General features: G+C 44.6%; 17 protein-coding genes. All 17 read right to left on the minus strand.

Annotated features, from left to right (window positions below):
- Nucleotides 1-17: 17 nt before the first annotated feature.
- Nucleotides 18-365 carry a hypothetical protein gene (locus tag A587_RS0100920; RefSeq protein WP_010371379.1) on the minus strand — a complete coding sequence of 116 codons (348 nt, stop codon included), beginning with the start codon at nt 363-365 and terminating at the stop codon, nt 18-20.
- Entirely contained in the window at nt 358-1,665 is a 1,308-nt protein-coding gene (gene tilS / locus A587_RS0100925; RefSeq protein WP_017216081.1) for a tRNA lysidine(34) synthetase TilS, read from the minus strand. Before tilS ends, A587_RS0100920 begins: the two co-directional genes overlap by 8 nt.
- An 87-nt stretch (nt 1,666-1,752) precedes the next feature.
- Entirely contained in the window at nt 1,753-2,709 is a 957-nt protein-coding gene (accA, locus tag A587_RS0100930) for an acetyl-CoA carboxylase carboxyl transferase subunit alpha (protein ID WP_010371368.1), read from the minus strand.
- Between the two features lie 16 nt (nt 2,710-2,725).
- Nucleotides 2,726-6,217, minus strand: a complete 3,492-nt coding sequence (gene dnaE / locus A587_RS0100935) for a DNA polymerase III subunit alpha (protein ID WP_017216082.1) — start codon at nt 6,215-6,217, stop codon at nt 2,726-2,728.
- Nucleotides 6,218-6,219: 2 nt separating this feature from the next.
- Nucleotides 6,220-6,813, minus strand: coding sequence for a ribonuclease HII (rnhB, locus tag A587_RS0100940; protein WP_017216083.1), 594 nt, complete (start codon nt 6,811-6,813; stop codon nt 6,220-6,222).
- On the minus strand, nt 6,803-7,957 hold the full coding sequence (lpxB, locus tag A587_RS0100945; protein WP_017216084.1) for a lipid-A-disaccharide synthase: 1,155 nt from the start codon (nt 7,955-7,957) through the stop codon (nt 6,803-6,805). The genes rnhB and lpxB overlap by 11 nt, the downstream gene beginning before the upstream one ends.
- Before the next feature lie 72 nt (nt 7,958-8,029).
- Nucleotides 8,030-8,803: an acyl-ACP--UDP-N-acetylglucosamine O-acyltransferase gene (lpxA, locus tag A587_RS0100950; RefSeq protein WP_017216085.1), complete on the minus strand. Its 774-nt coding sequence runs from the start codon at nt 8,801-8,803 to the stop codon at nt 8,030-8,032.
- Nucleotides 8,803-9,255 (minus strand): 3-hydroxyacyl-ACP dehydratase FabZ, encoded by a 453-nt coding sequence (fabZ, locus tag A587_RS0100955; RefSeq protein WP_010371351.1) that lies wholly within the window; start codon nt 9,253-9,255, stop codon nt 8,803-8,805. The genes lpxA and fabZ overlap by 1 nt, the downstream gene beginning before the upstream one ends.
- A gap of 10 nt (nt 9,256-9,265) precedes the next feature.
- The gene (gene lpxD / locus A587_RS0100960) at nt 9,266-10,309 is read right to left on the minus strand and encodes a UDP-3-O-(3-hydroxymyristoyl)glucosamine N-acyltransferase (protein WP_017216086.1); all 1,044 of its coding nucleotides are present in this window, start codon (nt 10,307-10,309) and stop codon (nt 9,266-9,268) included.
- Nucleotides 10,309-10,827 (minus strand): OmpH family outer membrane protein, encoded by a 519-nt coding sequence (locus A587_RS0100965; RefSeq protein WP_017216087.1) that lies wholly within the window; start codon nt 10,825-10,827, stop codon nt 10,309-10,311. Before A587_RS0100965 ends, lpxD begins: the two co-directional genes overlap by 1 nt.
- Before the next feature lie 11 nt (nt 10,828-10,838).
- Nucleotides 10,839-13,310: an outer membrane protein assembly factor BamA gene (bamA, locus tag A587_RS0100970; protein ID WP_017216088.1), complete on the minus strand. Its 2,472-nt coding sequence runs from the start codon at nt 13,308-13,310 to the stop codon at nt 10,839-10,841.
- Between the two features lie 166 nt (nt 13,311-13,476).
- Entirely contained in the window at nt 13,477-14,829 is a 1,353-nt protein-coding gene (gene rseP, locus A587_RS0100975; protein WP_017216089.1) for a sigma E protease regulator RseP, read from the minus strand.
- A gap of 2 nt (nt 14,830-14,831) precedes the next feature.
- Nucleotides 14,832-16,025, minus strand: coding sequence for a 1-deoxy-D-xylulose-5-phosphate reductoisomerase (gene ispC / locus A587_RS0100980; protein ID WP_017216090.1), 1,194 nt, complete (start codon nt 16,023-16,025; stop codon nt 14,832-14,834).
- On the minus strand, nt 16,022-16,888 hold the full coding sequence (locus A587_RS0100985) for a phosphatidate cytidylyltransferase (RefSeq protein ID WP_017216091.1): 867 nt from the start codon (nt 16,886-16,888) through the stop codon (nt 16,022-16,024). The genes ispC and A587_RS0100985 overlap by 4 nt, the downstream gene beginning before the upstream one ends.
- A 10-nt stretch (nt 16,889-16,898) precedes the next feature.
- Nucleotides 16,899-17,672 carry an isoprenyl transferase gene (locus A587_RS0100990; protein ID WP_017216092.1) on the minus strand — a complete coding sequence of 258 codons (774 nt, stop codon included), beginning with the start codon at nt 17,670-17,672 and terminating at the stop codon, nt 16,899-16,901.
- Nucleotides 17,673-17,843: 171 nt separating this feature from the next.
- Complete coding sequence (gene frr, locus A587_RS0100995; protein WP_010371327.1) at nt 17,844-18,401, minus strand: ribosome recycling factor; 558 nt, start codon at nt 18,399-18,401, stop codon at nt 17,844-17,846.
- A 92-nt stretch (nt 18,402-18,493) separates the two neighbouring features.
- Entirely contained in the window at nt 18,494-19,231 is a 738-nt protein-coding gene (gene pyrH, locus A587_RS0101000) for a UMP kinase (protein WP_010371324.1), read from the minus strand.
- Nucleotides 19,232-19,334: the final 103 nt, after the last annotated feature.

Below are 19,334 nucleotides of genomic sequence, written 5' to 3' on the forward strand. Positions count from 1 at the left end.
TTGCTCAGTGTTATGCGTTAACGCTGAGCATCTTTTCCTAAGTATAAGTATGCCATCAGGGCAAGTGCCGCGCCGTTGAAAAATCCATTTATTACCCATGCAAGCGCAAGGAAATCGGGTAACTCTGAAAACATCACCGCAAGCATTGGCGCAAGTAGGCCAAGAATAAAATACATTCCGCCCTTACCATGCCAATACAATAGTAAAAACACGATACTGATAATGCCAGATGCAGAAGCAAATATTTGATTCAGCCACACCACTTCACTCGACATAAAGAGTACGATAAACACCACTACAGTGAACGCCACCGCATAAGGCGCTTTTTGCGCTAACTGTTGGCCAATCTTTTTACTTTCAGTCATCTTTTACTACCCAAATAATGCCATTGTCCTCTGCGTGTTCGGCACTCACAAACAGTCCGTTCACCGCAACCGGTGTATCATTGTAATAAACAACCGCAATAGAATCACGCTCCCAGCTTGGAATGTGTAAATCTTTTAGCCAATGTTTCAAGGTATTAGAGCCAGGTTTGCCCTGTGGTTTGATTTTATCTTTAAGTCTGCCGTAGCGAATGCTAACGATTTCGTCCGAGAAAGGTTTGCGGAGCCCCTTGCCCGTTTGCATAGCGACAGGTGTACTTTGCCCGCTGAGTTCGTTGAGATTCACGGTCTCAATATCATGCTTTTGGCTAGTTTCCGTTACCCAATAAAGTGCATCACGATAACGCCTCACCGCGCCTTGCTTAAAACGTATTTCAAGTTGGCTATCTTGGCGTGATGAAAACGCCTGTTGTACCATTTCATCCAACTGTTTTTGACTCGGCATCTCTATGCCCTGCTTTGATAACCACAGTCTGATGACATTATCTCTTCTTGCACAAGAGAGCTGTTGTAAAGCCGTGATGTTTAGCGCCATCCGACAATGACACTTTTGCAAATCTTCTTCACTCACCTCATCAATTATGGTTTGTTGGCGCTGTAAAATATCGATACTACGCAGTGTGTTACCTACAAAACCATTGAATCGAGAGGTAAGTAACGGGATCACCTGATTGCGTAAAAAGTTACGGTCAAACGCATCGTCGGCGTTGGACTCATCAGTAATATGCTCAAGGCCACACTGCTGTGCAAATGCTTCAATCTCGCCACGACTAACGGCAAGTAACGGACGAATACAATATCGCCCAGATGCCAGCTGAGTTATCGCTCTCATCGCTCCAAGCCCGAGTAACCCTGACCCACGCTTTAATCTCAGTAAGAAAGTTTCTACTTGGTCATCGGCATGTTGCCCAAGTACGATTGCAAAACCTGCTTTGGCCGCGTCATCTAAAGCTTGATAGCGAGCTTCGCGTGCTTGCGCTTCAAGGCTAGTACGGGTTTGCCGAGTAATCGAAACCCGTTTTGCAACAAAGGGCACATTGAGTATTTCGCAAAGTGATTGGCAAAATTGCTGCCACTGCGTTGCATGCTGTGATAAGCCATGATTAACATAAGCCGCTTGGAGTGTAATGTTATGCTTATTTGCATATTCTCGACAAAGATGGAGCAACACAACCGAATCCACACCACCAGATAAGGCAATACATAACCCTTTGGCGTCAATGCTGGAGCTCAATACCTTTAAACTTGACTCTACTTGTTGGTAAACCCGACTATTAATCATATTTTCTTACAATCAATAAAAAAAGCCGCTCAATAGCGGCTTTTTAACTTAAATTAGCATTGATATCAATACGAGCGGAAACCCGTATTAACAATAACCAAATGACATCAGGCGCTTATAACGCTGATCTAACATCTCTTCGGTGCTTAGTGCTTCAAGATCAGCCAAGTCACGTTTAAGCTGCACTTTCAGGTTTTTCGCCATCGCATCGTAATTGCGGTGTGCGCCACCTAGCGGCTCTTCGATGATGTTATTGATAAGATCCAGCTCTTTTACGCGAGAGGCTGATACACCCATAGCTTCAGCGGCAAGTGACGCTTTGTCTGCGCTCTTCCAAAGAATAGAAGCACAACCTTCCGGTGAAATTACAGAATACGTGCTGTATTGCAGCATGTTTACTCTGTCACCAACCCCGATAGCCAATGCGCCACCAGAGCCACCTTCACCAATTACGGTACAAATGGTTGGTACTTTTAGCGCTGCCATCACCTTAAGGTTACGTGCAATCGCTTCACTTTGACCGCGCTCTTCAGCGCCTACACCCGGATAGGCTCCCGGTGTATCGATAAAAGTAATGATTGGCATCTTAAAGCGTTCAGCCATTTCCATTAAGCGCAATGCTTTACGGTAGCCTTCAGGCTTTGGCATACCAAAGTTACGTTTGATTTTTTCAGCCGTATCACGACCTTTTTGCTGACCGATAATCATTACTGGCTTGTCGTCAAGACGTGCAACACCACCAAGAATAGCCGGATCGTTAGCAAAAGTACGGTCGCCTGCGAACTCGTCAAACTCGGTAAAAATGCGTTCAATATAGTCGCGAGTATATGGACGAAGCGGATGACGTGCTAATTGAGACACTTGCCAAGCGCCTAAACCGTCGAAAATTTTCTTTGTTTGCTCAACATTTTTGTCTTTTAAGCGGCTGATCTCTTCTTCAAGGCTAAGATCTAAATCGCCAGAGCGACTAACGTTTTGTAATTCTTTGATCTTTGCTTCCAATTCAGCGATTGGAAGTTCAAATTCAAGATAATTGAGGCTCATGCTCTAAACTACCTGTTTAGTTAAATTCTAATTCTAATTCCTGCGCCGCCAACAGTGATAAACGAGTTAAAAGCTCATCACTTGGCGTCACACACCATTGTGTTCCTAATGTTAACTCTGCTAATGCATCAGGACGCTGATATTTAATTTTTACCGGACACGTTCCAAATTTATATGGTTCTAGCACTTTTTTGAAATTATCAAAGAAGTTCGCGTCAATTTGAGCCATATTTAGCGTCATTTTTATTGCACTAATACGCTTTTCTCGCGCCTGAGCAATGGTAGAGATTTCTCTTGCGGTCATTGTAATGCCACCAGAGAAGTTATCAAAGCTGACCTGTCCAGATATTACCAAGATTTGGTTAATTTGCAGCATTTCTTGGTACATTTCAAACTGTTCAGGAAATAAGCGTACATCAATTCGGGCACTTTTGTCATCTAAAGTGATAAGTCCCCAACGCGCTCCTTTTTTGTTTATCAAGGTACGAGCATTGATAACCAGTCCCGCCGCGGTTGCTACCGTATCACGATTACCGGGTTGTAAGTCAACTAACTTGCCAGAGGTATAATATTTTAATTCTTTGCGATATTGATTAATTGGGTGGCCTGTTAGATAAAGACCTAAGGTTTCTTTTTCCCCATTTAACCATTCGTTATCGCTAAGCGGCGTGGCTTTGATAAAGGCTTGTTCAACCTCCTCGGGCTCAACCGCTAGCAAACCAAATAAGTCGCTCTGTCCAAGTGATTCGGCTTTGTGGTGCTGCTCTGCCGACTTCATGGCATCCTTTAAGCTTGCCAGTAAAGTCGCGCGCCCTGGCTGATCTCTGTCAGGACCAAGCTTATCAAGCGCTCCTGCGTATATTAGCTTTTCAATCACGCGTTTATTTAGACGCTTTAAATCAACTCTGGCACAGAAGTCGAATAAATCTTTAAATTCTCCCCCTTCGGCTCGCGCTTCAAGGATCGCTTCAACTGGGCCTTCACCCACGCCTTTTATCGCCCCTATACCATAGACGATCTCACCTTGACGATTTACAGTAAATTTGTAAACACCGGCATTCACGTCTGGTGGTAGCAGCGTCAACTTCATGTTTTCGCATTCATCTACCAAGGTTACGATTTTGTCGGTGTTATCCATATCCGCTGACATTACCGCCGCCATAAACTCGGCAGGGAAATGGGTCTTCATCCATAGCGTTTGGTACGACACTAACGCGTAGGCTGCGGAGTGTGATTTGTTAAAGCCGTAACCCGCGAACTTTTCTACCAAGTCGAAGATTTTCATCGCAAGTTCGCCTTCGACGCCATTATCTTTGGCACCATCTTCGAACGTTGCACGTTGCTTCGCCATTTCTTCAGGCTTTTTCTTACCCATCGCACGACGAAGCAAGTCAGCGCCACCTAGGCTATAACCTGCAAGCACCTGCGCTATCTGCATTACCTGTTCTTGGTAAAGGATGATCCCGTAGGTCGGTTCTAGTATAGGTTGTAGACTTTCATGCTGGTATTGTGCATCTGGATACGATACTTCTTCACGACCATGCTTACGGTCGATAAAGTTATCTACCATGCCCGATTGCAAAGGACCCGGACGGAATAGCGCAACCAGTGCGATCATGTCTTCAAAGCAGTCTGGCTTCAAGCGACGGATCAAGTCTTTCATACCACGAGATTCCAACTGGAATACCGCAGTGGTTTGTGCGTCTAGTAACACTTTAAAACTTGCAGGGTCATCCAATGGGATCGCAGCGATATCAATCGGCTCACGACTTTCTCTGCCAAGGCGTTCGTTCGCCATGTCGAGCGCCCATTGCAAAATAGTTAGCGTTCGTAGACCGAGGAAGTCAAACTTAACCAGACCTGCGGTTTCTACGTCGTTCTTATCAAACTGGGTAACTGGGAACTTACCTTCTTCGTCGCAATACAGCGCTGCAAAGTCGGTAATGGTGGTAGGCGAGATAACAACACCACCGGCGTGCTTACCCGCGTTACGTGTACAGCCTTCAAGAATGCGACATTTATCAATCAGTTCACGAACTTCTTCATCGCTATCGTAAGCTTCTGGCAGGCGAGGTTCAACATCAAACGCTTTGGCAAGTGTCATACCAGGGTCACCAGGTACAAGCTTGGAAATCCTATCTACGAAGCCATAAGGGTGACCAAGCACACGACCAACGTCTCGAATTACCGCTTTTGCCGCCATCGTACCAAAGGTGATGATCTGAGATACTGCGTCCCGACCATACAGTTTAGCAACGTGGTCAATTACCTCGTCTCGTCTATCCATACAGAAGTCGACGTCAAAGTCTGGCATCGAAACCCGTTCTGGGTTAAGGAATCGTTCGAATAGGAGATCGAATTCAAGTGGGTCAAGATCTGTGATCTTAAGCGCATATGCCACCAAAGAGCCGGCACCGGAACCACGACCAGGACCTACAGGGATGCCGTTATCCTTACTCCACTGAATGAACTCCATTACGATTAAGAAGTAACCTGGGAATCCCATTTGGTTGATAACGTCGAGTTCAACCTGCAGACGGTCGTCATACTCACCACGCTTTTCTTTGCGGTCATTTTCATCAGGGAATAAGAACTGCAAACGTTCTTCTAGACCATCTCGCGATACTTTTACCAAGAAATCTTCAATCGCCAGATCGCCCGTTGGATAATCTGGTAGGAAGTAGGTGCCAAGCTGTACCGTCACGTTACAGCGTTTGGCGATTTCTACGGTGTTTTCTAAAGCTTCTGGAATGTCACTAAAGAGTTCTTGCATTTGCTCAGAAGTCTTTAAATATTGCTCTTTAGAAAAGCGCTTTGGTCGATTTTTGTCTTCTAATGTATAGCCGTCGTGAATAGCAACACGAATTTCGTGGGCATCAAAGTCTTTCTCATGTAAAAACACCACTTCATTCGTCGCCACAACCGGTATATTACGCGCAGCCGCGACCTCTACAGCACCATGGAGATATTCTTCTTCTTGTGCACGTGCAGTGCGTTGCAGCTCAATATAAAAATGGTTGCTAAAATGTTGCTCGTAAAACGCCAGCGTTTCTTCAATTAGCTTAGGATTGCCTTTTAAGATGGCCTTACCTAAGTCGCCATCTTTCGCGCCAGAGATAAGGATCAGCCCTTCTTTGTATTTTGCAAGCCACTCTTTATCAATTACAGGGCGATGGAATACATGACCACGAAGATACGCATCGGAGATCAACAAGGTGAGGTTTTTATACCCTTGATTGTTCTTAGCAAGAACGAGAATTCTACTCGGCTCATCGGGAAATTGATCTGACTTTAGCCAAAAATCCGCACCAATTATTGGCTTGATCCCTGCCCCGTGTGCGCCACCATAAAAACGCACCAAACCACATAAGTTCATTTGATCGGTGATGGCAAGCGCAGGCATTGCAAGCTCTTCGGCCCTTGCCACAATTGGTTTGGTCTTCGCTAGACCATCCACCATTGAGAAGTCACTATGTACACGCAAATGGACAAACTGCGGGGCTGGCATGCTTACTCCTTCTCGGCCAAAATTCGTTGCACAGGCTTAAAGCTTGTACGATGATGCGGAGTAACACCATGTGCTTCGAGCGCGGCAAAGTGGGCTTTGGTTGGATAACCTTTGTGGCCTGCAAAACCAAACTCAGGATATTCCGCGTCGAGTGCTAGCATCTCATTGTCTCGGGTGACTTTCGCCAAGATGGATGCCGCACTTATCTCGGCAACTAGGCTATCCCCTTTTACAACTGCAGTTGCAGAAACACTCAGCTTAGGTAAACGATTTCCATCAACAAATACATGATTTGGTTGAATTTCCAATCCTTCAACTGCGCGTGTCATCGCCAACATTGTTGCGTGAAGAATATTCAAATCGTCAATTTCTGCAACTGATGCTCTCGCAATGCAGTAACATAATGCCTTTTCTTTTATTTCTTCTGCCAATGCAATGCGCTTTTTCTCTGACAGTTTTTTCGAGTCGGTTAAGCCTACGATTGGTTTGGTTGGATCTAAAATGACGGCGGCGGTCACAACGTCACCCACCAACGGGCCACGTCCAACCTCGTCAACGCCTGCAATATACTGCACATCAGGACGTTCAATTTGCATCTATTAACTCCATTACAGCCTGAGCCGCTTGTTTGCTGGCATTTAGGCGAATGTTCTCATGTATCTCGTAAAACTTTCTAACAAGCTTGCTATTATTGCCTTTTAACATCGGGAAAAGTGCATCAGCGAGTGCGTCAGGATTACACTCTGCCTGTAAAAACTCAGGCACAAGTGGTGCGTCAGCCAATAAATTCGGCAAAGCAAAGTATTTGATGTTAAAGGTAAAAAAGGTATTAAAAATCCAATAACTTTTAGGATTTAACTTATACCCTACCACCATTGGCTTTTTATATAGCATCGCCTCAAGTGTGGCTGTACCCGAGGCCAGTAAAACAGTATCCGCTGCTTGCATTGCCAGTGCTGACTGACCGTCAAGCATAATTGGGTTCAATTCTGGCGCGACTTCTTGCAAGGCTTCCAAAAACTGCGCTCTGCGCTTTTCGTTTACCAAAGGCACGACTATTTTTAAGTTAGGAATTTTATCGACTAATTTTTTTGCAGTCGCAAGGTAAGTGCGGCTCAATAAGCCAACTTCAGAGCCCCGGCTACCAGGAAGCAGTGCTAAAACCGTATCATCTTGACTTAAGTTCAGCTGAGCACGTGCACCTGCAGTGTCCGGCTCAAGTGGAATTTCATCCGCTAGCGTATGACCCACAAATGTACAAGGCACTTCATGTTTATCATAAAAGGCTTTTTCGAATGGCAGCAAAGACAGCACTAAGTTAGTCGCTTCAGCAATCTTATGGATGCGTTTTTGACGCCACGCCCACACACTCGGGCTTACATATTGAATGGTTTTAATTCCTGCCGCTTTCAACGGTTTTTCAACACGCAAATTAAAATCCGGCGCATCGATACCGATGAATACATCAGGAGGATTATCAATAAAGTAGTTCACCAACTGCTTTTTAATTTTTAGCAAGCGAGGTAAGCGACCAAGCACTTCGACTAATCCCATGACAGCCAGTTCATCCATGTCAAACAGGCTTTTACAACCAGCTTGTTGCATTTTAGGACCACCTATCCCGACAAAATTGGCATTGGGGTAATGAAGTTTTAGCGCGTTTATGAGGCCTGCACCGAGTATATCGCCCGATAACTCTCCTGCGACCACGCCAATGGTGATATTTTTTTCGTTAGCCATTGTTATTTTTCAGTATAAAAAAACGCCATACAAAATGTATGGCGTAAGTATAACCTGTATTGCGGTTCAAGTTTAGCGGATCAAACCACGATTAGAAGTCGCAATAAAATCAATCATTTGCTGAACTGCAGCGAACTCAGAAGCATCTTCTTTTAGCGCTTCTAACGCATCTTCTAAACGCAGCCCCTTACGGAATAACGTTTTGTATGCGCGTCTTGTTGCCATGATTTCATCAGACTCAAAGCCGCGACGCTTTAAGCCTTCAGTATTAATTGCAACAGGTCTTGCTGGCGTGCCAGTCGTTGTAACAAATGGCGGCACGTCTTGGTTCACACCAGAGTACATACCAATAAAAGCATGTGAACCCACTTTACAAAATTGGTGTACACCTGAATTACCCGCAAGGATAACCCAGTCACCGATATGTACATGTCCGGCTACACTTGCATTGTTAGCGAAAATCACATTGCTGCCAATGACTGCGTCATGTGCCACATGAGTGTAAGCCATAAATAGGTTGTTGCTACCAATTCGAGTGATCCCTTCGTCTTGAATTGTGCCACGATGGATAGTCGCACACTCACGAATAACGTTGTTATCACCAATAATTAGCTTAGTTGGTTCATCCTTGTACTTTTTATCTTGGCAGGCTTCCCCTACTGACGCGAATTGGAAAATGTGATTGCCTGAACCTATCTCAGATGGGCCTTTGATCACAACATGTGATTCAATCTTACAGTTATCACCAATGACTACGTCATTGCCAATATAACTATAAGGGCCTACAGAAACATTCTCGCCTAAACGCGCGCCTGATTCGATAATTGCGGTAGGATGAATAGCCATTAAAACTCTCTTCTAGCACACATAATTTCAGCTGAACACACAGTCTTGCCTTCTACTTTAGCTTCAGCACTGAATTTCCAGATATTACGGCGTTCTTTTTCGAACTTAACGTGCAAATGCATCGTGTCACCCGGTAGAACAGGTTGTTTGAAACGTGCATTATCAATCGCCGCAAATAAGTATAGTTCATTCTCGCTGCGATTCTCGACCGTTTTAAAACCAAGTAAACCTGTTGCCTGAGCCATCGCTTCTAGGATCAACACACCTGGGAAAATAGGTTGCTCTGGGAAGTGACCCGTGAAAATAGGCTCATTAATCGTCACGTTTTTAATCGCGTGAAGATATTCGCCAGGCTTAAAGTCTACCACTTTGTCAACAAGCAACATTGGGTAGCGGTGCGGAAGAAGTTTTAAAATCTCTTGTATATCAAAGCTGTTTAATTCGTTAGCCAAAATAGCTTCCTTATTCTACATCAGTATCTTTAAGCTGTGCTGTCAGCAGCTCAAGTGCCTTCAGGCGCGACTTAAAGTCAGATAAATTGCGTAAGTGTGCAATAGACTTACGCCACTCTTTATTCGTTTGGTGAGGTAAACCAGAAGAATAGATCCCTGGCTCAGTAATTCCTTTAGTAACCATGCTCATACCAGTAATGACAACCCCATCACAAATTTCGTTGTGACCATTGATTGCTGTCATGCCACCAATTTGGCAGTACTTGCCGATTTTGACACTGCCCGCCAGTACCGTGCAGCCTGCGATGGCTGTACCGTAACCAACTTCAACGTTATGGGCAATTTGGATCTGGTTATCTAAAATGACGTTGCTATGAATAATGGTGTCTTCTAGCGCACCTCTATCAATAGAAGTACTCGCGCCAACTTCGACACGGTCGCCAATAATTACGGTGCCAACTTGAGGGATTTTAACCCACTCGCCTTTCTCGTTGGCGTAGCCAAAACCATCACTTCCTATTACGGCACCTGACTGGAATAGACATTGTTCGCCTATCTGTACTTCATGATAGACGGTTACGTTTGCCCAGAGTTTAGTCTTTGCGCCTATTTTGGCATGTTTTCCAATGAAACAGCCTGGCCCTATCTCAACATCATCACCAATCACAGCGCCATCTTCAATTACAGCGTTCGCGCCCACACTGACGTTTGCACCAAGTGTTGCGGTATCAGAGATAACTGCTGTTCGATGAATCCCTGATGCTGCGCTAGGTGTTGAGTCTAACTTCTGTGCAAGTTTTGCATAGGCTACATAAGGATCTGCGATAATGAGTTTATTACCCGCAAAATAATCCGCGTCTTTTTCACTCAAGATCACGGCTCCCGCAGTCGTGCTTTCAAGCTGACCACGGTATTTGCTGTTGGCTAAAAACGCGATTTGGTCGTCTTTTGCCTGTGCGAGAGTGGCGATATTTCGAATTGATTTATCGCCATCACCTTGCAGCTGAGCACCTAGATACTCAGCAAGTTGAGATAAGGTGTGAAGTTTTGTCATTACTTATTGCTAACCGCTTTTACCACGTCTTCAGAAAGGTCGGCTACTTTATCAGGATTGAAGTAAATTGTCGTATCTTTTACTTTAACTTCGTCAAACTTACCTTTTTTAGCAACAGACTCGATCGCATCTACGATTAGCTTTTGTACTTTAGCAAGCTCTTGGTTTTGACGAACTTTAATTTCTTGTTCTAGTGGACGACCTTTTTCAGCAAGTGTCTTTTGCATGCCTTGGATCTTTTCACGAAGCGCTTCTTTTTGCTCTTCACTCATTGTCGTTGCTTCGCGCTTAAATTTTTCAGCTTCGAAACGAATGTCACCTTGAATTTTTTCAAGTTCTTGACGACGCTCAGCGAACTCAGCTTGTAGTGTCTGTTCAATTTTCGCCATTTGTGGAATTTGCTTGTACACTTCCTGCATGTCTACGATGCCGACTTTGTGTGCAAATGCGCTACCTGAAGCACCCATCATTAGTGCTGCAGTCATGGCTAGTGTTGATGATTTAATAAATTTTTTCACAATAAAACTCCTTAGAATGTATTACTGATATTGAAGCTGATCGTCTTCGTATCGTCTTCTTCTTCTTTTTTGAGTGGGTAAGCGAAACTGATCAGCATAGGTCCCATAGGCGAGATCCACTGAATCGATAAACCCGTTGATACTCTGAACCTTGATGGATCAGAGAAATCAGAAAGTAGATTGTATTGATCTTCTGGCAAGTTGTTATAACGGTCTACATCAAACTCAGTATCCCAAACGTTTGCCGCATCGACGAAGAAACTCGTTCTTACTGAGCTCGTGTTTTCTTCGTCTAGGAATGGCGTTGGTACGATAAGCTCAAGACCTGCTAGTGCTTTTGCGTTACCACCGATACGACCACCTAGATTTAGCGTATCAAATTGCTGATCGCCGCCAATACAGCTACCTGATGTACCATCTGGTTTAGGTGTGCCCGGAATACACTTAGGCGCACGCTGTACCGCTCGAGGTAGAATCGTGTTTCGATCAAAGCCACGTAGTTCTTGCTCTGAAATACGGAAGAACTCTTGGAATGGCAACACTTGCTCAAAGCCATTAGTCTCGCCATAACCATTACCATAGCCTAAACCCGCTCTCGCTGAGAATACCCAACGATGGTCATTACTGATTGGCCAGTAAAAACGTGAATCGTAATTGATCTTGAAGAAATTAAGATCTGAGTTTGGTGTAGTAATACTTAAGTTCAAGCTTTGACGAGAACCTGCTGTTGGGAACATACCACGGTTAACCGTTACACGTGACCAACCTGCACTTAACTCATATTTAGTAAAGTCATAATCGGCATTTGGATCGCTTTCGTTTAAGAAGCTTTCACGAAGTACTCGTGTTTGCTCAAAGTCTGAAATTTGCGAAAGGCTTTCTTCAATCCAACGAATACCAAAGTTAACGCGGTTAATCGCATTGATTGGGAAACCAAAGTTAGTGCCGATACCATAGCTCGTCGATTTGTAATCTACAATCCCAAACTCACTCGCATCGAACTTACTATAGAAGATACTGCTGCCTTGCGACACGCCATCAGGCGTAAAGTAAGGATCGGTATAAGACACACTATAACGCTCTGAACCACGCGAAGTGTTGATATTGAAAGCAACTTGGTTACCAGATCCTAGGAAGTTTGACTCACTGACACCGATGTTAAACTGAAGGCCCGCATAAGAACCATAAGCAACACCCGCTTGGAAACTACCTGCTGGCTGTTCTTTTACTTTAAAGTCAACATCAACCTGATCTTCAACACCAGGAATTGGCTTAACTTCAAACTCTACCGATTCCATATATGGCAAACGTTGAATTTGAAGCTTTGAACGCTCTAGGTTTTGGTTAGACAACCACGCACCTTCAAGCTGCGTCATTTCACGACGTAATACCTCGTCTGCTGTATTTTGGTTACCGTTCACCACGATACGACGTACATATACGCGCTTTCCAGGATCAACAGATAGTGTTAATTGTACTTCTTTGTTTTCATCATCGATTTCTGGAACAGTTCGTACTTCAGCATTGGCGTAACCAAAACGCGCCAAATAACTCTTAATGAAGTCTTCAGTTGCCGTTACAACTGAGCCGTTGTAAAGCTCACCAGCGCGAAGTGGCACGATACCTTTAATTAAGTCTTCACGACCTAATAAGTCACCAATGAAATCAAACCCTTTAACGGTATATTTTTCACCTTCGGTGATGTTCGCCGTAACATAAACTGATTCACGTTCTGGGCTTACTGAAACCTGCGTTGAATCGATGTTAAAACGTAAATAACCACGGTCTAGGTAAAAACTGCGGATCTTTTCTAAATCGCCTTCAATGGTTTGTTTTTGATAACGATCATTAGAGAGGAAGCGCCACCAAGGCAAGTCCTGCTGAGATTCAATTAGGTTAAGAAGTTCTTCGTCCGAGAACAGCTCATTACCAACAAGGTTAATTTGACGTACAGAAGCAGCATCACCCTCTTCAAACTTCAGCATCAGCTTCACACGGTTACGTGGCAATTCAACAATGCTCACCTCAACCTTAGCGTTGTATTTACCAATACTGTGGAAGAATTCCGTTAAGCCTTTTTCGATACTATCGAGTACCGTTCTGTCTAGCGGCTCACCTTGGCGAATATTTTGCTGCTCTAAACTCTCGTTTAGCTGCTCGTCTTTGATGTCTTTGTTGCCATCAAATTCGATTGAGCTGATAGTTGGACGTTCTTTAACCTTAAAAATAATCTGATTACCATCACGGAATACCGCAATGTTGTCAAAGTGGCCAGACTTATACAACGCCTTGATTGTGCGTGAAATAGTAAACTGATCGACATTGTCACCAACGTTGATCGGAATATGTGTCAATGCAGCACCTAGTGCAACGCGCTGCAGCCCTTCTACTTTTAAATCTTCTACGATAAAGGAGTTTTGCCCTAAGGCAGCAAAACTAGCGCCCAGTAAACTGGTTACTGCAATGTGTTTTTTTATAGGCATTTTATTATCTTTATCCTTTACAACAATTTTGGCGCGATACGCTAAGGCCCATTACATCACAACATTCAAACGTTACAGCTTTTGTATTATGTTATCCGTTGTATGCTTGAACAAAAATGCAAACATTTAAACTGCATATAATGTGCGCTTTTTAGCACCGCACGGCTTAAAGCCGAGAAACATCATTAAATAGTGCAAAAAACGTTAAGGCAAGAAGAAGCGCTGCTCCAATCTTAAACCCAAACTCTTGTGTCTTTTCAGAGACTGGTTTTCTGCGAATTAGTTCAATTAAGTAATACATTAAATGCCCACCATCTAGGACAGGGAGCGGTAATAAGTTAAAAACTCCTAAATTCACGCTGATAAGCGCTAAGAAGCCTAAAAATGCAACTAATCCGTAACTAACACTATTTCCGGCACTAACCGCGATCCCCACAGGCCCGCTTAAGTTTTTTACCGAGACTTGGCCCGTGATTAAGTTGCCGATCATGTCGAAACTTAAGGCAATCAAGTCGTAAGTTTTACGAATGCCAAGCACCATACTATCTAGGATGCCGTATTGTCTAGTTTCAATATAACCATTTGGCCATTTTTCCATCACAGGCACAACGCCCAAGTAGCCTTGTACAACACCTTCTGGTGAAGTTTTTGCCTGAGGTGTTACCGTTAGGGTTTGTGGCTGACCATCGCGCAGAATATCAATGCTTATGGCTTGATTTGCAGATTTTTGAACTCGGCTCACCAGCTGTTGCCACGATGCCAATTTGTCACCATTTATCGCAACCAGCGTGTCTTCTACTTGTAAGCCACCTTTGTCGGCAGCTGCACCTTCTTCGATATAACCGAGCTGCAGCGTCAGCGGCGGCCTATATGGCGTAATGCCGACTGAGGTCAGTGGCGCTTCATCTTGCTTTTCCAGTTTCCAATCGCTCAAACGTAGCGTGCGAATCGCCAAACTACCTTTTTCATCTTGTACTTTGGCAACCAGAGATGGTTCACCTAGATGCGCCATCAATTCGAATGTGACGTCTTGCCATGAGTGCACTAACTCATCATTCAGTGCAATGATATGGTCGCCTGATTGAAATCCAGCATCCGCTGCGATACTGGTTGGTGTCACACCACCAACGACGGGTTTTACTGATTGAACCCCTACCATATACATTGCCGCTAACGCGACAATGGCAAACAAAAAGTTCGCAATGGGGCCCGCAGCTACCACAGCAATACGAGAAAGTACTGGCTTATTATTGAAGGCGAGGTGACGCTCCGGCTCTGGCACATCGTCAACGCGTTCATCGAGCATTTTGACATAGCCGCCAAGTGGAATTGCGGCGATAACGTATTCGGTTTGATGTTTGTCATACCACTTGACTAAAGGCTTACCAAAACCAATAGAAAAACGTAAGACCTTAACGCCAGCTTTTCTGGCTACCCAAAAATGGCCATATTCATGAACGGTAACTAAAATCCCTAAAGCAAGAATAAATGAGCCTAAGTGCCAGAAAAATTCAAACATGGTTACCTCAATGTGGCGATAATTTGCTGCGCTCGGTGGCGTGCCGCTCGGTCTGTTTCCATAATAGACTCAACGGATTCTAATACGCTTAGCTCACTTTGCTCAAGCGTTAAGGCATTGACTCGATAGATATCGCAAAACCCTATCTTACCCTCTAAAAATGCCGCAACGGCGATTTCATTTGCAGCATTCACTGTTGTTGTTGCTGCCTGACCACTACGACATGCGTCAATCGCTAATTTGAGGTTGGGATAACGGTTAAAATCTGGTTTGGTAAAAGTGAAATCGACAATCTGAGAAAAGTCTAATGGTTCAACGCCCGCGTCGATTCTTTCTGGGTAGGCAAGCCCATACGCAATCGGCGTTCGCATGTCTGGCTGCCCCATTTGTGCCAACACCGAGCCGTCGCGATACTGCACCATAGAGTGGATCATACTTTGTGGGTGGATCACCACTTCAATATCGTCAGCTGAGCAATTAAATAGCCACTTAGCCTCAATAAACTCAAGCCCTTTATTCATCATGGTCGCAGAGTCGACAGAGATTTTTCTGCCCATGGACCAATTAGGATGCGCAACCGCTTCTTCGACTGTTACTGAAGTTAAGGTAGCCAATGAACGCTGCAAGAAAGGTCCACCAGAACCGGTTAATAAAATCTTACTAACACCGCTGTGACTTAGGTTTGAAGATTGTCCCGTTTGAATGGTCGCTGGTAGGCACTGATAAATAGCATTATGTTCACTGTCGATAGGGAGTAAAGTCGCACCATGCGCTTTTACTTTATCCATAAACAGCTGGCCACTCATTACTAACGACTCTTTGTTCGCCAGCAGCACTTTTTTACCCGCTTCGACTGCCGCTAGTGTCGGTAACAACCCTGCTGCACCAACGATTGCGGACATCACGATATCCACATCCACATGGCGAGCCATCTCAGCCATTGCTTCAACGCCATGGAGTACTTCGGTGGTAGTAGTGCCCCTCAAACGTTGAGAAAGTTGCCGAGCTGCGTGCTCAGAGCTCATAACCGCGTATTTAGGCTGATGACGTAAACAAAGCTCAGCCATCTTTTCCGCGTTTTGCCCTGCGACTAAGGCAAATACACGATATTGTTCTTTATTGCGGCTAACGACGTCTAAGGTTGATAGTCCAATAGAGCCTGTCGCTCCCAGTACTACCAAGTTTTGCTCGCTCATAGCACAACCGTCCAAGCGTAGCAAAAAGCAAAAATGGGTGCTGCAGCCGTTAAGCTATCAATGCGATCTAGGATACCGCCGTGACCTGGCAAACAACGGCCTGAATCTTTAAGACCTACTTCGCGCTTAAACATACTTTCAAGCAAATCACCAACGGCAGAAAATAGCGCGATAATAATGGTCATTGCAGCGTAAATTGGCCACATGTTGAGATCAATTGCGGCGAAGTGACAAAACACTAACACAAAAACAACCGCGGTGATCACGCCACCGACTAGACCTTCAATCGTTTTATTAGGACTCACTTTAGGCATGAGCTTATGCTTACCTAAATTCTTTCCAGCGAAGTAAGCGCCAATGTCCGCGCTCCACACTATGCCCAATACCACCATGATAAGGACTGAGCCTATGTGCTCGCCATCTTCGTATCCTGCACTACGCATCACGTTTAACGCCAGCCACAGCGGGACTAGCGTCAGTACACCGGCGATGGAGCGCATCATGATCCCTTCATTCCAAGCACGAGCTGCTCGTGGGTATTTCACCACCAAGAAAGTAGCGACCAACCACCACGCAAAAGCGAGCGTAAATACATAATTGGCATCAGCGACTAAGCGCCCTTGCTGCCATAAATCCTGTATTGGCCAATGGGTGTTAAGCAACAGAATTAACACCGCCATAACGCCAACGAAAGTAAAACGCTGACGCTTTTGACAAAGGCCCGCAAGCGCCGACCATTCCCATGCACCAAGCAAAACGATTAGTGCGGCAATCGTACTAAACATTGCCAGCGGTGTATAAAACACCAAAAGTAGAGCCAGAGGTGCAAGCACCGCTGACGTTAGAATACGTTGTTTTAACAAATTTGAACCCTTAACTTGTTGCGTCTTTCTCTGCGAGGAGCTGCTTTATCTGCTCTCCTGTGCATCCGAAGCGTCGCTCTCTAGACACGTAACAAGCAATGGCTTCAGAGAATGCTTGCTCGTCAAAATCAGGCCAAAGCGTGTCGGTAAAATAGAGTTCGGCATACGCAGCTTGCCATAGCAAGAAGTTACTGATGCGGAAGTCGCCTCCCGTTCTGATCAGCAAGTCGAGATTCGCTTGATCGGCCATCGTCATCTGCTCTGTCAAGGCATCTTCGGTTATATCACTTGGTTGCAATTCACCTGCTGCAACTTGTTTTGCGAGGTGTTGTGCTGCCTGTGTGATATCCCAACGTCCACCGTAATTTGCTGCAATGTTTAAGTTAAGCCCTGTATTGTCCTGGGTCAATGTTTGAGCTTCATGAACACGCTTTTGGAGGCTGTCAGGAAAACGAGAAAGATCGCCAATAATGGTTAGCTTTACGTTGTTCTTATGTAATTTTTTAACTTCTTTAGACAGCACATAAATAAATAATTCCATTAACGTGCTGACTTCATCTTCTGGCCTACGCCAGTTTTCACTACTAAAGGCAAATAGCGTCAGAGACTCTATACCTAACTTGGAACAGAATTGTACAGCACTGCGAACCGAATCGACGCCCTTCTTGTGTCCGAAGGCGCGAGGACGCCTGCGAGCTTGAGCCCAACGACCGTTGCCATCCATTATTATCGCAACATGTTTTGGCAATGATTGCTGCGAAATAACCTCTGCTTCTAAAACCATAATTCCAATTTAAGTGAAAAAAAACGCCGCCTAGTATACCCTAGGCGGCGCTTCAAACCTAATAAATTTGTCAGTGTACCCAGCCCAAAAAACGCTAACTGCTCAGAAACAAAGCAGAATTTTCTGCAATACGTAAACAGTGCGTAAACATAAACGCTAGGACATAGACATTTAGATTTCCATCAACTCTGCTTCTTTCGCACTTAGTTGTGTATCCATTTCTTTGATGAACTTGTCAGTCAATTTTTGGATATCATCTTCAGCTTGACGCGCTTCGTCTTCAGAAATTTCTTTGTCTTTTAGCAATGATTTAATATCACCATTTGCATCACGGCGAATGTTACGTACTGCAACACGACCACCTTCAACTTCACCACGTACGATCTTGATGAGATCTTTACGACGCTCTTCAGTTAGTGGAGGAAGTGGAACACGGATCACAGTACCTGCAGACATTGGGTTTAAACCTAAGTCAGAAGACATGATTGCTTTTTCAACCGCCTGTGCAAGCGATTTGTCGAATACGCTGATAGCAAGTGTACGAGAGTCTTCCGTCGTTACGTTTGCTACTTGGTTTAGCGGTGTATCTGCACCGTAGTAAGAAACAGAAATACCATCTAGTAGCGCAGGGTGTGCACGACCTGTGCGGATTTTAGAAAGCTGGCTTCCAAGCGCAGCCACACTTTTTTTCATGCGCTCTTGAGCGTCTTTTTTAATATCTTCGATCACAATACTTTCCTAGTCTGTTCTTGTTATGCCAGATTATACTCGCAATTTAGAGATTCGCTACTTAACTACGAGTTGCTGAAATAGTCGTCAGATTATTCTGCTGCTTGAGAAGAGATAAGGGTACCTTCCTCTTCACCCATGATGACATTTTTCAATGCACCCGGTTTATTCATGTTGAATACGCTGATTGGCATATTGTGGTCACGTGCCAATGTAAATGCAGCTAAATCCATCACTTTCAATTCTTTGTCGATAACTTCGTTGTAAGTCAACGTGCGGTATAGCGTAGCATCTGGGTTTTTCACCGGATCGTCACTAAATACCCCTTCAACCTTAGTGGCTTTAATCACGGTATCCGCTTCAATCTCGATACCGCGCAAACATGCTGCTGAGTCCGTGGTAAAGAATGGGTTGCCCGTACCTGCAGAGAAAATAACAACACGGCCAGATTTTAATAGGCTAATTGCTTCCGCCCAATTGTAAGCATCACACACGCCATTTAGCGGGATAGCAGACATCAAACGTGCGTTTACAAAAGCACGGTGCAGCGCATCACGCATCGCAAGGCCATTCATGACGGTCGCTAGCATGCCCATGTGGTCGCCCACAACTCGGTTCATGCCCGCTTCTGCAAGTGAACCACCACGTAAGAAGTTACCGCCACCGATAACCAAACCCACTTCTACGTCGAGCTCTACTAACTCTTTGATTTCTTGTGCCATACGATCCAATACTTTTGGATCGATACCAAAGCCTTCATCTCCCATTAAAGCTTCACCACTAAGCTTTAAAAGAACGCGTCTAAAAACAGGTTTTTTATTGATAGTCATAATATCCGGGCCAATTAAAAGTGAGGTAAAAAATAACCGCGCTTATGCTAGACATAAATGCGCGGTTATTTTAGAGAATTTTCAGCAATGACGCAAAGCTAAT

The sequence above is a fragment of the Pseudoalteromonas sp. NJ631 genome, assembly GCF_000276645.1.
Lineage (GTDB): Bacteria > Pseudomonadota > Gammaproteobacteria > Enterobacterales > Alteromonadaceae > Pseudoalteromonas > Pseudoalteromonas piscicida.